General features: G+C 44.1%; 14 protein-coding genes and 5 tRNA genes. 5 read left to right on the top strand and 14 right to left on the bottom strand.

Features of this window, described 5'->3' with window-relative positions:
* Positions 1-7 precede the first annotated feature (7 nt).
* The gene (locus AC4MCD_RS01390; RefSeq protein WP_005233541.1) at positions 8-406 is read left to right on the top strand and encodes a Na+/H+ antiporter subunit G; all 399 of its coding nucleotides are present in this window, start codon (positions 8-10) and stop codon (positions 404-406) included.
* Positions 407-485: 79 nt separating this feature from the next.
* Here AC4MCD_RS01390 and AC4MCD_RS01385 read toward each other — a convergent pair whose 3' ends face one another.
* The 11 genes from AC4MCD_RS01385 to tpiA form a co-directional block, all read right to left on the bottom strand.
* Entirely contained in the window at positions 486-890 is a 405-nt protein-coding gene (locus tag AC4MCD_RS01385) for a ribosome-binding factor A (RefSeq protein ID WP_179992191.1), read from the bottom strand.
* Positions 890-3,601, bottom strand: a complete 2,712-nt coding sequence (gene infB, locus AC4MCD_RS01380) for a translation initiation factor IF-2 (protein WP_180011351.1) — start codon at positions 3,599-3,601, stop codon at positions 890-892. Before infB ends, AC4MCD_RS01385 begins: the two co-directional genes overlap by 1 nt.
* A 10-nt stretch (positions 3,602-3,611) precedes the next feature.
* Positions 3,612-5,096, bottom strand: a complete 1,485-nt coding sequence (nusA, locus tag AC4MCD_RS01375; RefSeq protein ID WP_004787201.1) for a transcription termination factor NusA — start codon at positions 5,094-5,096, stop codon at positions 3,612-3,614.
* Positions 5,097-5,131: 35 nt separating this feature from the next.
* Positions 5,132-5,656, bottom strand: coding sequence for a ribosome maturation factor RimP (gene rimP / locus AC4MCD_RS01370; RefSeq protein ID WP_180016611.1), 525 nt, complete (start codon positions 5,654-5,656; stop codon positions 5,132-5,134).
* 224 nt (positions 5,657-5,880) lie between these two features.
* Positions 5,881-5,957 (bottom strand) — tRNA-Met (locus tag AC4MCD_RS01365).
* An 88-nt stretch (positions 5,958-6,045) separates the two neighbouring features.
* Positions 6,046-6,122, bottom strand: a tRNA-Met gene (locus AC4MCD_RS01360).
* A 71-nt stretch (positions 6,123-6,193) separates the two neighbouring features.
* A tRNA-Met gene (locus AC4MCD_RS01355) sits at positions 6,194-6,270 on the bottom strand.
* Between the two features lie 81 nt (positions 6,271-6,351).
* A tRNA-Met gene (locus AC4MCD_RS01350) sits at positions 6,352-6,428 on the bottom strand.
* 53 nt (positions 6,429-6,481) lie between these two features.
* Positions 6,482-6,566, bottom strand: a tRNA-Leu gene (locus tag AC4MCD_RS01345).
* A 53-nt stretch (positions 6,567-6,619) separates the two neighbouring features.
* Entirely contained in the window at positions 6,620-6,949 is a 330-nt protein-coding gene (secG, locus tag AC4MCD_RS01340; protein ID WP_159122712.1) for a preprotein translocase subunit SecG, read from the bottom strand.
* A gap of 13 nt (positions 6,950-6,962) precedes the next feature.
* Complete coding sequence (tpiA, locus tag AC4MCD_RS01335; RefSeq protein WP_491876451.1) at positions 6,963-7,754, bottom strand: triose-phosphate isomerase; 792 nt, start codon at positions 7,752-7,754, stop codon at positions 6,963-6,965.
* Positions 7,755-8,033: 279 nt separating this feature from the next.
* Between tpiA and pilB the strand changes: the two genes are divergently transcribed.
* From pilB to coaE, 4 genes are read left to right on the top strand one after another with little or no spacing between them, the layout of a single operon-like run.
* Complete coding sequence (gene pilB / locus AC4MCD_RS01330) at positions 8,034-9,743, top strand: type IV-A pilus assembly ATPase PilB (RefSeq protein WP_491876450.1); 1,710 nt, start codon at positions 8,034-8,036, stop codon at positions 9,741-9,743.
* Between the two features lie 30 nt (positions 9,744-9,773).
* Positions 9,774-11,003: a type II secretion system F family protein gene (locus AC4MCD_RS01325; RefSeq protein WP_180033708.1), complete on the top strand. Its 1,230-nt coding sequence runs from the start codon at positions 9,774-9,776 to the stop codon at positions 11,001-11,003.
* A complete protein-coding gene (locus AC4MCD_RS01320) occupies positions 11,003-11,863 on the top strand; it encodes a prepilin peptidase (protein ID WP_491876449.1) in 861 nt (286 codons plus the stop codon). The genes AC4MCD_RS01325 and AC4MCD_RS01320 overlap by 1 nt, the downstream gene beginning before the upstream one ends.
* Position 11,864: 1 nt before the next feature.
* The gene (gene coaE, locus AC4MCD_RS01315; protein ID WP_491876448.1) at positions 11,865-12,470 is read left to right on the top strand and encodes a dephospho-CoA kinase; all 606 of its coding nucleotides are present in this window, start codon (positions 11,865-11,867) and stop codon (positions 12,468-12,470) included.
* Positions 12,471-12,508: 38 nt separating this feature from the next.
* Here coaE and AC4MCD_RS01310 read toward each other — a convergent pair whose 3' ends face one another.
* From AC4MCD_RS01310 to ppnP, 3 genes are all read right to left on the bottom strand, one after another.
* Positions 12,509-13,426 (bottom strand): DMT family transporter, encoded by a 918-nt coding sequence (locus AC4MCD_RS01310; RefSeq protein ID WP_491876447.1) that lies wholly within the window; start codon positions 13,424-13,426, stop codon positions 12,509-12,511.
* Positions 13,427-13,469: 43 nt separating this feature from the next.
* Complete coding sequence (gene rlmB, locus AC4MCD_RS01305) at positions 13,470-14,219, bottom strand: 23S rRNA (guanosine(2251)-2'-O)-methyltransferase RlmB (RefSeq protein ID WP_005233526.1); 750 nt, start codon at positions 14,217-14,219, stop codon at positions 13,470-13,472.
* A 142-nt stretch (positions 14,220-14,361) separates the two neighbouring features.
* Positions 14,362-14,685 carry a pyrimidine/purine nucleoside phosphorylase gene (gene ppnP / locus AC4MCD_RS01300; protein ID WP_004787221.1) on the bottom strand — a complete coding sequence of 108 codons (324 nt, stop codon included), beginning with the start codon at positions 14,683-14,685 and terminating at the stop codon, positions 14,362-14,364.
* Positions 14,686-15,006 lie beyond the last annotated feature (321 nt).

The raw sequence follows: 15,006 nt of genomic DNA, 5'->3' as shown, positions 1-15,006 counted from the left end.
TTTTTAAATGCCTTTAATTTTAGAAATACTAGTTTCGATTTTTTTATTGATTGGCGCTTTCTTTATGCTGGTGGGCGGCATTGGGATGATACGTCTACCCGACCTGTTTATGCGTTTGCATGCACCGACCAAATCCAGTACCTTAGGTCTAGGAAGCTTTCTGATCGCTTCTATTATTTTTTCGGCTATCTATGGTCGTTTAGGTTTTGCTGAAGTACTAATTACCCTATTTGCCTTTATTACTGCACCGGTATCTGCCAACCTGATGGCGCAAGCGGCCTTGCATTTACGTTTGCGCTCGATGAGTGGTGAAGTGCCAGAAACGCTGGAACGTCCATTACCTTGGCAGAAAACCCGCCGTCGTGCATTTTATGAAAAGAAAATGAATGATCAAGATTCAAAGTAATAGTTAGCCAGTTCTACTTAAAAGTTCAGCAATAAAAAAGCCACCCTAAGGTGGCTTTTTTATTGCGCTTTATAAAAGCTTATTCTTCATCTTTCTTGTCGTCAGCAGGAGGTAAATCCTTCACTGCTTCAGCAATCAGACCAAACATATAGTTACCATATGCATTGGTTTTGTCGTAATGGAAACGTAGACGAGGTGTAATACGTGTCTTGATTCGACGGCTCAGTTCATGGCGCAGGAACCCAGATGCCTTATTCAGGACATCGAGTGTTTCTTTATTTGCGGCTTCACTTTGCTCATCACCAAGTTCACGACCCATTACTGTGACATAAACTTCTGCATATCCTAAGTCTGGGCTCACCTTCACGGCTGAGATGGTCACCAGACCACCCAGACGTGGATCTTTCAGCTCCTGACGGATCAGTTCAGACAACTCGCGTTGTACCGTATCCGCCATACGCTTCAGACGTTGACTACCCGCCATTAAAGACTCCGTTTAATCAATTGCACATCATACACTTCGATCTTGTCGAGAGGTTTGATGTCTTTATAGCCTTTCACCGCAAGACCACATTCCATACCGGCACGAACTTCTTCCACCACTTCTTTGTAGCGACGAAGAGATTCTAGCTCGCCCTGGAAGATCACCACGTCATCACGTAATACGCGAATCGGTTTATTACGGTGTAATACACCTTCAAGCACCATACAGCCTGCTGCAGCACCGAATTTGCTTGAGTGGAACACTTCACGCACTTGAGCAACACCCAAGATCGTTTCACGGTGTTCAGGAGCAAGTTTACCGCTCATCGCTGCTTTCACGTCATCAATCAATTGATAGATCACTGAGTAGTAACGAATGTCGATACTGTCTGCATCTGCTTTTTGACGTGCAGTATTGTCGGCACGTACGTTAAAGCCCAGAAGAACCGCTTCTGAAGATTCAGCAAGTGTCACGTCAGATTCAGTAATCGCACCAACACCAGAACCAATGATACGTACTTTTACTTCATCAGTTGAAAGCTCAGCCAATGCAACATGCAGCGCTTCCAATGTACCGCGTACATCAGTTTTTAATACCACATTGACGATCGGCACATCTTTTTTGCCCATAGACGCCATGATGTTTTCAAGACGCATTGCAGATTGACGTTCAAGACGTTTTTGACGTTCACGATCCATACGCGCATCGGCAACTTCACGTGCTTTCTTCTCGTCATTCACAACCAGAACTTCGTCACCTGCCATCGGTGCTTCTGGAAGACCCAGAATTTCAACTGGAATCGAAGGACCTGCAGACTTGATACGCTTACCGTTTTCATCGGTCATGGCACGAACGCGGCCATAAGATGAGCCAGCAAGTACCAGGTCACCCACTTTCAACGTACCGTTCTGTACAAGAATAGAAGTTACTGCACCGCGGCCTTTATCAACACGCGCTTCAATCACAACACCTTGTGCTGCACCTTCTTCAGACGCTTTCAATTCAAGCAATTCAGACTGAATTAAAATCAGGTCAAGAAGTTCGTCAATACCGGCACCAGTATGTGCAGATACTTTCGCTACAGGAACGTCACCGCCCCATTCTTCAGGTACGATTTCTTTGGTGGTCAATTCATTCAATACGCGATCTGGATCAGCAGAGTCTTTATCCATCTTGTTGATTGCAACAATGATTGGCGTACCCGCTGCACGTGCGTGATCGATGGCTTCGGCAGTTTGTGGCATCACGCCATCATCTGCTGCAACAACCAGGACTACGATATCAGTCGCTTTGGCACCACGTGAACGCATTGCAGTAAACGCTGCGTGTCCCGGAGTATCAAGGAATGTGATAATACCTTTATCAGTCGTTACATGGTAAGCACCGATATGCTGGGTAATACCACCTGCTTCTCCTTGCGCCACTTTGGCACGACGAATACGGTCAAGAAGCGATGTTTTACCATGGTCAACGTGACCCATGATCGTAACAACTGGCGCACGAGTAGTTTGCGCACCACGTGCTTCTTCAGCCTGTTCAAGCAGGTTATCTTCGACTGCAGTTTCAGAAACCAGTACCGGGTTATGGCCCATTTCTTCAACCACAAGAGCCGCGATTTCCTGATCGATTGCCTGGTTTTGAGTAACCAGTTCACCCATTTTCATCAGTGACTTGATCACTTCGCGAACCTTAACTGCCATTTTCGCAGCCAGGTCAGCAACGACAATCGTTTCACCGATTTCAACGTCATAAACCTGTTTTTTCACTGGTTTTTCAAAACCATGCTTGTTCGCTTGGCTAGATTTCAGACCACGTTTGTGCGAGTTATCACGGAAAGACTGCTCTTCACCACGACGACCACCTTTCTTCGGTGAACGTGTATTTGAAGTGTTAGTACCACGTTTAATTTCGCGGTCTTCTTTCGCAAATGAGTCTTCATATGCCTGGCCAACCAGACCAGCAGCAAGTGGAGAATCATCAATCACACGAATGGTTGCAGTGGTATCTTCAGAAGAATACTTCGACGCCATCTTGCGCATTTGCTCAAGGGTACGTTGCTGTGCTTCTTCAGCTGCCTTACGACGTGCTGCTTCTTCAGCTGCTTTTAATTGAGCGGCTTGAGCTTCACGCGCTTTTTTCTGTTCTGCTGTTTCAACTTGTTTAACCGCTGCTTTCACAATCGGTTTATTAGTTGATTTGCGTTTTACCACAACAGCTGCTTTAGGTGTTTCCTGTTTCTCAGTTTCTTGTTTCTGAGCTGCACGCATTGCTTCTAGCGCTTTGCTTGCATTGTTTGTACCTGACTTAGGTGCATCAGCAGGTTTTTTAGCTGGTGCTGACTTCTGTTCAGCTTCTGCTTTCGCTTGCTGTTCAGCTTGAGCCTTCGCTAAAGCTTCTGCTTTAATTTGTTCCGGGTCTGGCTTGACGAATGTATGTTTCTTGCGAACTTCTACATTAATCGTTTTCGCCTTACCTGAAGTACTTGCCACTTTAGCAGTACTGGTCGTTTTACGTTTCAACGTGATTTGTCCTGCATGGCCATCCGAACCTTGTGTCTTTTTCACATGATTCATTAAGCGATCTTGTTGTTCGGTGGTAATAATATCGTCAGCTTTACGCTGTGGTAAACCTGCCTCACGAACCTGCTCTAGGAGCTTATCAACATGGCGACCCACGCTGAGTGCTAACTCTTTAATCGACTTGTCCGTCATATACTACCTCCTAGTTAAACCATGATTCGCGCGCTTTCATAATAAGTTGACCGGCCTTCTCAGCACCGAGACCTTCGATATCTTCGATATCATCAGTCGCTTGGTCAGCTAAGTCATCTACGGTTACCACACCACGAGCTGCGAGAGCTTGCGCGATCTCTGCTGTCATGCCTTCCATTGCAACAAGTTCTTCACTTGGCGCTTGTACGTTTTCTTGCTGTTGTAATGCATCAGCAAGTGCAATTTCTTTCGCACGGCTTTGCAGTAGTTCAACCAGTTCCGCATCCAGTTCGATTTCATCAAACGTTTCTGGCGGTACGTAAGCAATTTCTTCAAGCGAGGTGAAGCCCATTTCTACCAACGCCATCGCCAAATCTTCAGCAATATCCAGACGTGTAACAAACATGTCTAGGTATTTTTGTGCTTCGCTTTGTTGACGTGCGTAGTACTCTTCTTCCAGCATCATGTCCAGCTTGTAGCCAGTCAATTCAGATGCCAGACGAACGTTTTGACCTTGTGAACCAATTGCACGAGCTAGCTGATCACTAGTCGCGAAAATGATGTCTGCAGTACGTGCATCTTCATCGATGACAATACTAGAGACATCTGCTGGTTCTAATGCACTTGCGATATATTGCGCAGGATCATCCGACCAAACTACCACATCAATACGCTCGCCATTGAGCTCTTGCTGTACAGCCTGGATACGTGTACCACGCATACCAATACAAGCACCCACCGGATCAATACGGTGGTCATTGGTTTTCACTGCAATTTTAGCACGAACACCCGGTTGACGAGCTGCGGCCTTAATTTCAATGATTTCTTCAGAAATTTCAGGAATTTCTTTTTTCATCAATGCAATCAGCATTTCCGGTTTAGCACGTGACAACAATAATTGTGCACCACGGCCTTCACGGTTAACGCTATATAGAATCGCATTCACGCGTTGTTTCGGACGAAGGATTTCCTTCGGAATCATCTCTTCACGAGCCAGATACGCTTCTGCGTTGTCACCCAAGTCAATGATAAAACCATCTTTGGTTTGTTTTTTCACTTCACCGTAGATTAGCTCACCGACTTTAGATTCATACGCATCGGCAACCAGTGCACGTTCTGCTTCACGGATCTTCTGTACAATCACCTGTTTCGCGATCTGAGCAGCAATACGACCGAAATCGATTGATTCTACTTCCAGTTCACGGATATCGCCAATTGACCATTGTGCCGGATCAACATCAGAGATCGCATCCTGACAAGCAGGCATTTCATGATCTTCATCAGCCACCACTTCCCATTGACGGAAAGTACGGTAATCACCAGTTTTACGGTCAATTTCTACACGAAGACGAGCTTCTTCCGAGTGAGTCCCCTCGTAGAATTTCTTCTTAGTCGCTGCAACCAAAGCTTGTTCTAGCGCTTCAAAAATTGCTTCACGACTTACACCTTTTTCGTTACTAACCGTTTCAACCACGGTAAGAATTTCACGTGCCATAAGTCACCTATTCGTTCAGATTCTTATTAATTGAATTAATCTTGATAGACCAAATTTGCTTTATCGATATTGTGACTGTCGATATCCAAAATCTGTTGCTTTTCTACTTCAACTTGAATCATTTCATTTTCAAGGTCGACTGCAACCAGTTTTGCCTGGAATTTACGACGATTATCGACGGCACTGATCAAACGCAGCGCAACCATTTGTCCGATATAATGAGCCATCTGCTCCAGCTGGAAGAATGGACGATCCCAACCTGGTGAAGACACTTCAAGCGAATATTCACCTGAGATTGGATCATGTACATCCAGGATCGCGCCGACTTGCTGTGTGACACGCACACAGTCCTGAACCCCAATACCACGCCCCTGCTCTTCTTCGCCATCTTCATTGACAACAGGTGCTGCATTTTCATCGACCGGTTTGTCGATATAGATCCGTAATAATGAACGTTTGCCTTGTGGCAGGAATTCAATCCCCCACAGATTTACATCACAGGCTTCAACTGCTGGTGCAATCAAGTCCTGAAGTGCTTGAGTTTTATTTGATAGCTTCATTTACTCTCGTCATCTGGTGCGATTTTATGATCTATTTGACCACTACAAACCAATACAAACTATAGTAGTAGTGAAACATGGAGATTTGACCAAATATTGTCGACACTACACGATAGCCAATAAAAAAGGGCGTAAATCGCCCCAATTAATGCACAATTTGAACTTTTTTCAAATCCCACTGTGCAAAAAGGCCCACCATAGTTGTGAGCCTCTTTTAAGAAACTTGGTAGCGGGAGCTGGATTTGAACCAACGACCTTCGGGTTATGAGCCCGACGAGCTACCAGACTGCTCCATCCCGCATCAACGTGCAAAAATTATATACAAAAGATGCGAACTTTTCAATCACAACCACATCATTCTGCATATTTGTTATCTGTTACTGAAAAATTGGTAGCGGGAGCTGGATTTGAACCAACGACCTTCGGGTTATGAGCCCGACGAGCTACCAGACTGCTCCATCCCGCATCAGCATACAAATAACGTTCAGCTTAATATTCTATCATTAAACTGCCTTTAAAGTTGCATCTTTAAAGGATTGGTAGCGGGGGCTGGATTTGAACCAACGACCTTCGGGTTATGAGCCCGACGAGCTACCAGACTGCTCCACCCCGCAACAACATGCAAATAATTCTTCTCAACTTAAATCAGATTTAAGCTGCCTTTTAAAAGTTTGCGTCTTTAAAAAAGGATTGATTGGTAGCGGGAGCTGGATTTGAACCAACGACCTTCGGGTTATGAGCCCGACGAGCTACCAGACTGCTCCATCCCGCAACAACAGAAGTTTTTTTAGCTGCATACACCAACTTATGTTCTGGATTATAAGTTGGTGCGGAAGGGGGGACTTGAACCCCCACGCCCGAAAGCACTACCACCTCAAGGTAGCGTGTCTACCAATTCCACCACCACCGCAGCTGTGACGCATTCTAGTCGCATCACTGAAAAAAAGAAAGGTTTAATTAAAATTATTCGGTCGTTTGTGGTGCAGTTGGTGAAGTTTCAACCGGTTGCGCAGGCGCAGTTGGTGCTGATTGAATTGACGATAAACTGTACGCATTAGTGGTTTGTTTCTTGGCAAGAATCGCCAAAGTAATACTGGTCACAAAGAACAATGCGGTAAAAACTGCCGTCAAACGGGTCATGAAATTACCCGAACCTGAGGCACCAAAGATCGTTGCCGCACCGCCACCACCAAATGATGCACCTGCATCCGCACCTTTACCATGCTGAACTAAAATCAAGACAATCATCAAAATCGCTAAGATAATATGTACTACCAGCACAAAAGTTTGCATGCTGAACTCCTAATTATTGTGTATTTGCAAATGCTTGAGCAATTTGATGGAACGACTCAGCATTGAGCGATGCACCACCCACCAATGCCCCGTTAATGTCAGGACAAGCTGCTAACTCTACTGCATTTTCCGGTTTTACACTACCACCATATAAAATCGCCATAGTCGCAGCATAACCTGTAATCTGGCTCAAACCTTGACGGATCTGGGCATGCATGGCCTGCGCATCTTCTGGAGAGGCAGTTTTACCGGTGCCAATGGCCCAGATTGGCTCATAAGCAATCACGATATTTTTCCACTGCTCGCCTGCAACTACAGTCGCGATATCACAAATCTGTTGGAGGACCACTGCTTCCGCCTGCCCTGCTTCACGCTGTTCCAGACTTTCGCCCACACAGTAAATTACAGTTAAACCGGCATTTAAGGCATTCTTGATTTTAGCATTTAAGATCTGTGAACTTTCAGCAAAAATTTCACGACGTTCAGAGTGTCCAATCAATACATAGTGAATCTGGCTATCAGCCAATAATTCAGCACTCACTTCCCCGGTATAAGCGCCTGTACCTGAAATACGTGATACATCTTGTGCTACGGTATATACAGGGCGATTAGCAGAAGCAAATGCAGTTTGAATTTGAGTTAAGGCAAGGGTTGTCGGTGCCACACCCAAATGACAATTCTCTGTTGAAACTGGTGCAGACTCAAGCAAGTCTTTTAAATTCTGAACCAAAGCCTGGGCATCTGCCTGCATTGGATTCATTTTCCAGTTGCCCACCACCCAAGGGGTAATCGTCGAAACCGACATAAATAACCTATTTCACTGACATATCTTGAATTGGGCACATTCTACACGGAATTGTAAAATTTAAAGAATAGTTTTATTCATCCTATTTCTCAGTTTAGACTATTCAAAATGGTTATTTTTTGTTATCACTGAAAAAAATGTCCAGTTCTTCCGACCAGTTCAAGCTTTTACTGAATATCAGGAAGATTGCAGCATTCTCAGCTATGGTATTTTTGTATAACAAACGTATAATTTTAGAATAGCAAATTAAAAAAATTGAATTGATAGGCATATTGAAGCATGACAGCATTGCAGGGGTCACCAAGATTTACGGGGTTTATTCGTCGCCTGGTCGATGAAGGGGTATTATCGGCTGAAGATATGCGGACTGCTTTAGCCAATGCCAAACAAGAAAAAATAGATATTGTGGCTTATTTGGTCAGTCATCATAATCTTTCTCCTACCACCATTGCTGAAACGATCTCAGTAGAATTTGGTGAGCCTCTATTTGATATTGGCGCTTATGACCCGGGGCAAATCCTGCGTGAAGATATCGATGAAAAGCTGATCACCAAACATCGTATTCTGCCAATTTATAAGAACTCCAATGTTCTGTATATTGCCACGAGCAATCCAACCAATATCGAAGCAACGGATGCCATCCGCTTTGCGACTAAACTGAATATCGAAACCGTTATTGTTGAACACAATAAACTCGAAAAACTGATTGAGCAAAACTTTACTGAAGAAAGTACTTTTGATTTTGATGATGATTTCGATCTGGATGTAAATGTCGATACAGCTGATCCAACTCAAGAAGAAGATGAAAAAGAGAAGGGTGAAGAAGCCCCGATTGTTAAATATATTAATAAATTACTGATTGATGCCATTCGTATGGGCGCATCGGATTTACATTTTGAACCCTATGAAAAAATGTACCGGGTTCGCTATCGTGTCGATGGCGTTTTACGTCAGATTGCAACCCCGCCTCTACAACTAGCAAACCGTTTAGCATCACGTTTAAAAGTTATGTCGCAAATGGACATTTCTGAGAAACGCGTGCCTCAAGACGGCCGTATTAAATTAAAGCTTTCTAAAAACAAAGCCATCGACTTCCGTGTTAACTCACTCCCTACCCTGTTTGGTGAAAAACTGGTTCTACGTATTTTAGATCCGTCTAGTGCCATGCTGGGAATTGATGCTTTGGGTTATGAACCTGAGCAGAAAGAGTTATTCATGGAAGCCTTAGATAAACCGCAAGGGATGTTACTGATTACCGGTCCTACTGGTTCCGGTAAAACCGTATCGCTTTATACAGGCTTAAACATCTTAAACCGTGAAGATACCAATATTTCTACTGCAGAGGATCCAGTCGAAATTAACCTGCAAGGGATTAATCAGGTGAACGTCAACCCTAAAGTAGGCCTGACGTTTGCAGCTGCTTTAAAATCCTTTCTGCGTCAGGATCCTGATATTGTTATGGTTGGTGAGATCCGTGATCTGGAAACAGCTGAAATTGCAATTAAAGCAGCGCAAACAGGTCATATGGTGATGTCAACCCTGCACACCAACAGTGCTCCGGAAACTCTGACCCGTTTACGTAATATGGGCGTCCCTTCTTTCAATATTGCGACCTCGGTCAATCTGGTGATTGCGCAGCGTCTGGCCCGTCGCTTGTGTTCACAATGTAAAAAGCCGGCTGATATTCCTCAGCAAAGTTTGCTGGAAATGGGCTTTACCGAAGCAGATTTACAAAGCCCGGAATTTCAGATTTATGAACCGGTTGGTTGTAATGAATGCCGTGAAGGTTACAAGGGCCGGGTCGGTATTTATGAAGTCATGAAGGTCACACCTGAAATTTCAAGAATTATTATGGAAGATGGCAATGCAATTGAAATTGCTGAAGCTTCTGCACGTGCAGGATTTAACAATTTACGCCGATCAGGGTTAGTGAAGGTTATGCAGGGGGTGACTTCTTTACAGGAAGTCAATCGTGTAACCAGCGAATGATCGTGCTGAATATAAAATAAGGATAAAGCTATGGCAGCAGTAAAAAAAGGCCAGATGACACCGATCTTCAGTTATGAAGGGGTTGACCGCAAAGGCGCAAAGATCAAGGGGGAATTGCCGGCACGAAATATGGCCTTGGCAAAAGTGAACTTGCGCAAACAAGGCATTACGATCAAAACCATCCGGGAAAAGAAAAAAAATATTCTCGAAGGTTTAATGAAGAAAAAAGTTTCCACACTGGATATCACCATCTTCACCCGTCAGTTAGCGACCATGATGAAAGCCGGGGTGCCTTTAGTACAAGGCTTTGAAATTGTTGCAGAAGGTTTGGAAAATCCTTCTATGCGCGAGGTTGTGCTTGGAATTAAAGGTGAAGTCGAAGGCGGGAATACTTTCGCTGGTGCTCTACGTAAGTACCCGCAATATTTCGATAATCTATTCTGCTCTTTGGTCGAATCTGGCGAACAATCGGGTGCTCTGGAAACCATGCTGGATCGTGTCGCGATTTATAAAGAAAAAAGTGAGCTATTAAAGCAAAAAATTAAAAAGGCCATGAAATATCCAGCTACAGTAATTGTAGTAGCTGTGATCGTAACAATTATCCTGATGGTGAAAGTAGTCCCTGTATTCCAGGACTTATTCTCTTCATTCGGTGCGGACTTACCTGCATTTACTAAAATGGTAGTCAATATGTCCGAATGGATGCAAAAATATTGGTTCCTTTTGATTATTGGAATTGGCGTAGTGATTACTGCTTTCCTTGAAGCGAAAAAGCGTAGCAAAAAATTCCGTGATTTACTGGATAAGGCCGCGCTCAAAGCACCCATCTTTGGTGATCTGGTCTATAAAGCGATTATTGCCCGTTATAGCCGTACTCTCGCCACCACTTTTGCTGCCGGTGTGCCATTAATTGATGCGCTTGAATCGACTGCTGGTGCGACTAATAACGTAGTCTATGAGGAGGCAGTATTAAGAATCAAGGAAGATGTAGCAACCGGTCAACAGCTTCAATTTGCCATGCGTGTCACCGATAAATTCCCTTCTATGGCCGTACAGATGGTTGCGATTGGTGAAGAATCAGGGGCATTGGATGCCATGCTGGATAAAGTCGCCACCCATTATGAAAATGAAGTCGACAATGCGGTCGACGGTTTAACTTCCATGATGGAGCCCTTGATTATGGCCATTCTTGGTGTCCTTGTTGGTGGCCTGGTGGTGGCCATGTACCTTCCAATCTTCCAAATGGGTTCCGTGGTTTAATGCAAGATTTTATTTTATATTTCAGTCAAAACCCAACTGCGCTTTATCTCGCAGTTGGGCTTTTTAGTCTTTGTATTGGTAGCTTTTTAAACGTTGTCATTTACCGCACCCCTAAAATGATGGAACAGGAATGGCGTACGGATTGCCAGCTGTTTTTGCATCCAGACCAGCCCATCATTGATGAGAGCAAAATCACTTTAAGCAAACCGGCTTCAACCTGCCCGAAATGTCAGACACCTATTCGCTGGTATCAGAATATTCCAGTGATTAGCTGGATCTTATTACGCGGTAAATGTGGTAACTGTCAGAATCCAATCAGTATTCGCTATCCATTTATCGAGCTTCTGACAGCTGCTTGTGCACTGATGGTGGTGGCAGTATTTGGACCTACAGTACAGATGCTGTTTGGTCTAGTTTTTACCTATGTCCTGATTGCGCTCACCTTTATTGATTTCGACACCCAATTATTACCTGATCGCTATACCCTGCCACTGGCTGCACTCGGCCTGGGTATTAATAGTTATGCGATTTATACTACCCCTGATTCTGCCATTTGGGGCTATATCATTGGCTTCTTATGCTTGTGGGTGGTGTACTATCTGTTTAAGCTGGTGACCGGCAAGGAAGGTATGGGCTATGGAGATTTCAAACTGTTAGCTGCCTTAGGTGCCTGGATGGGGCCTATGCTCCTACCGCTCATTGTATTATTGTCATCATTGGTGGGTGCGATTATTGGGATTATCCTGCTTAAAGTTCGTAAAGAAAATCAGCCCTTTGCCTTTGGCCCTTATATTGCTATTGCCGGCTGGATTGCCTTTTTATGGGGTGAGCAGATCATGAAAATCTATTTAGGTCAGTAAAGTGAAATTTGTACTCGGTTTAACTGGTGGAATTGGCAGTGGCAAGTCTGCAGCCAGCCAATGGTTTGAAGCACAAGGAATTGCTGTCGTAGATGCAGATATTGTTGCCCGTGAAGTCGTCAATATCGGACAGCCAGCCCTGCAGCAAATTCGAGAAGTATTTGGTGATTGGGTCTTACTTCAGGATGGCTCATTGAATCGCCGTGCTTTACGTAACCATATTTTCCAGTCTCCAGAAGCACGAAAAACGCTGGAAAATATCACTCACCCTGCTATTCGCACTTCAATTATTCAACAGTTGCATGCAGCACAAAGTCCTTATGCGATTTTAGTTTCTCCCTTATTATTTGAAACCAATCAGCATAAACTGACACAACATACGTTATTAATTGATGCCGCTATTGAACTGCAAATTCAACGGGCTTCGCAGCGTGATGGACAAAATGTGGAGCAAATTCAGAAGATCATTGCCGCACAAATGCCGCGTGAACAAAAGTGTGCCATGGCTGATGATATTGTGCTGAATGATGGCGAACTGGAACATCTCTATGCCCATCTCACGCCTTTACATGAAAAGTATCTTCAGATGGCTGCTCAAAATCATTAACCCGAACTCAGTCAGAGTTCAAATAAAAAGCAGCCCTTTTAGGACTGCTTTTTTTGTTGTTCCAGTTTTTGGCTGAGACTGTCTTGATGCATCAACCAGCGCCAAGGCTGTATGGCACCAATTGCCATACCCACTAAGCCAGAGACAAGCGCGAGACTTAGAGGCTCATTTAATAACGGTACAGCCAGTATGGCAGCAATAAATGGCGCTAGGGTCACAATACTGCCCGCTTTAAAAGCACCTAAACGTTTAATTGCTTCCACATAAGTTAGTGTCGCTATAATCACCACAAAAATACCGTGAAAGAGCACTTGGGAAGCCATCTGCCAAGGTTCAGCAGCATCCAGATGTTTGGGGAAGAATAGCAGATAAATTGGCACATAAACGATGGCTGACCAGATCGCTACACTGGCCATAGAATGCCAGGCAGATAGCTTCCATTGACGTAGCAGTACAGTGAATACACCCCACCACATTGCACTGATGAAAAATAGCAGATCGCCTAATCCCAAGGCCACACCGGACTCTCGGAACATCAGCCAACTCATACTGCCAATCGCAAGCAGCATAATCACCATACTGATCCAAGTATGTCGGTCAAATCCCTGTTTAAATAACACAAAAGCAGCCACTGCGGTACAAAGTGGAATACAGCCATTTAGAAATACGGCAGCATGAGCTGCAGGTGCATAATGGAAAGCAGTATAAGCAGTCAGGCAATACCCCACCCCGCCAATCATGGCTAAGAGAAAGGATTCCTTACTCCATAAAAAGGCTGTATCCTTTTTATAAATTAAGACTGGCATCAGAATCAGAAAAGCCAATAGAAAACGTAATCCAACCAGATCCCAGGCACTAATCCCCCACTGGGCACTTAAGCGCGTGCTTAAGGTAAAACCTCCCCAAATACACATGGTAATTAAGACAAAGGCATAACCTTGCGTTCGGGGAGACATAGACTTCTTCTTTAACAGTATTTAGGTAAATAATAAAAAGGACTTAAGCTTGACGCTGACGACAGGCTTCATAAAGAGCCATCCCTGTTGCCACGCTCACATTCAGACTTTGCAGATTGCCTGCCATCGGAATATAAACCGTCTGATCACATTGGCTTTGGGTAATTGGACGTAAACCGGTATCTTCCGCACCCATCACCACGCATACACCTGTTCCGGTAAAATCAAATTTCTGGATAGGTAAAGCTTTTTCATCCAGCATCGTACCAACCACACGTACATTAAATTCATCTTTGATTTGACCCAAAGTACGCGCCAGATTGGTCACCTGAATAAACTTCACTTTTTCTGCACCACCTGCTGCCACTTTACGTGCAGTCGGCGTCAGGCTTGCTGAACGGTCACGCGGCACAATCACAGCCGCTACCCCCATCGCTGCGGCAGTACGAATACAAGCACCCAGATTATGCGGATCAGTTACCTGATCGAGTGCTAATAGAAGTACTTGAGAATCTTGCTTCAATAGATCTTCCAAATCCTTTTCATTTAAGGTTGGATGCGGACGAACTGCCGCCACAACGCCTTGGTGAAAAGGCAAACCTGCCAGTTTTTCCAGCTTGTCACGACTAGCCTGCTGGACACTAATGCCGAAAGGCTCAGCCAATTCCAGTACACGTTTCAGACGCTGATCATCACGGCCTTTCAGGGTAAAAAGAGTCAAGACACGTTCAGGCTCAAGCTCCAGCAGTGATTCTACTGAATGGACGCCATAATAATACTCAGGTTTAGCCATGAACGACCTCGAAAATAAATGGGGAAATAGGTAACAAAAGAAAAATCCTGCAAAGCCAACTTCACAGGATTCTGTATCAAGCTTAGTTTAACCGATTCAGAACAAAATTTCTTGATCGGTTACAGCTCATCTGTAGGTCTATTTAGCCTTCAAAATGGCAAACATAGTCCAGCACGTCATCAGTTTCGATTTTGAAACGGCTATTGCCTGGCACATAGAATGACTGACCCGCACGGAACAGTTCTTTCTCTTCACTGTCAGCGATTTGTACACGGCATTCACCTGAGATGATTTCCATACGCTCAGGCACATGTGTTTCAAAAGTTAATGCATTTTCTGAAGGTAAAATTACCCCTAAGGTTTTTTTAGTGCCATCTTCAAATTGCACCACATGGCTGATGCATAACCCGCCAAAATACACATTCGATTTTTTAAGTACTGATACATGATCAAACTGAGCTGACATGCCATTTCTCCAGATAAAGCATTTTGTAATATTTTGATTGCTGTAGTTTAAATGTGCACCCGCAACTAATCAATCGAAGTTTATCGGACTTGAATGAAATTATTGAGTGCCTCTGCTTGCCTTAATTCCAGCCTGTTTGAGCGATTTCGGCAGATCTTGGAAAATGTCGTGATTTTTCCCGCCATTTATAAGCAAAATATATTCCGACCTGATTTAATCTAAATTTCATGTATGTCAGAAAAATGAAAATATCTTTTGTAACTTCAGTGGCCTAATCTTGGTTCCTGTGACATAACATTCAAATAAGCGTGTATTAATCCC

Source organism: Acinetobacter sp. CAU_H_78, assembly GCF_058599365.1.
The sequence above is the reverse complement of the archived record's forward strand: the minus strand, read 5'-3'. Positions and strand labels throughout refer to the sequence as shown.

Bases quoted from the DNA above. Each gene is read 5' to 3' on its own strand.
- AC4MCD_RS01390 (WP_005233541.1), top strand. From the start codon at position 8: ATGCCTTTAATTTTAGAAATACTAGTTTCGATTTTTTTATTGATTGGC.
- AC4MCD_RS01385 (WP_179992191.1), bottom strand. From the start codon at position 890: ATGGCGGGTAGTCAACGTCTGAAGCGTATGGCGGATACGGTACAACGC.
- infB (WP_180011351.1), bottom strand. From the start codon at position 3,601: ATGACGGACAAGTCGATTAAAGAGTTAGCACTCAGCGTGGGTCGCCAT.
- nusA (WP_004787201.1), bottom strand. From the start codon at position 5,096: ATGGCACGTGAAATTCTTACCGTGGTTGAAACGGTTAGTAACGAAAAA.
- rimP (WP_180016611.1), bottom strand. From the start codon at position 5,656: ATGAAGCTATCAAATAAAACTCAAGCACTTCAGGACTTGATTGCACCA.
- secG (WP_159122712.1), bottom strand. From the start codon at position 6,949: ATGCAAACTTTTGTGCTGGTAGTACATATTATCTTAGCGATTTTGATG.
- tpiA (WP_491876451.1), bottom strand. From the start codon at position 7,754: ATGTCGGTTTCGACGATTACCCCTTGGGTGGTGGGCAACTGGAAAATG.
- pilB (WP_491876450.1), top strand. From the start codon at position 8,034: ATGACAGCATTGCAGGGGTCACCAAGATTTACGGGGTTTATTCGTCGC.
- AC4MCD_RS01325 (WP_180033708.1), top strand. From the start codon at position 9,774: ATGGCAGCAGTAAAAAAAGGCCAGATGACACCGATCTTCAGTTATGAA.
- AC4MCD_RS01320 (WP_491876449.1), top strand. From the start codon at position 11,003: ATGCAAGATTTTATTTTATATTTCAGTCAAAACCCAACTGCGCTTTAT.
- AC4MCD_RS01310 (WP_491876447.1), bottom strand. From the start codon at position 13,426: ATGTCTCCCCGAACGCAAGGTTATGCCTTTGTCTTAATTACCATGTGT.
- rlmB (WP_005233526.1), bottom strand. From the start codon at position 14,219: ATGGCTAAACCTGAGTATTATTATGGCGTCCATTCAGTAGAATCACTG.
- ppnP (WP_004787221.1), bottom strand. From the start codon at position 14,685: ATGTCAGCTCAGTTTGATCATGTATCAGTACTTAAAAAATCGAATGTG.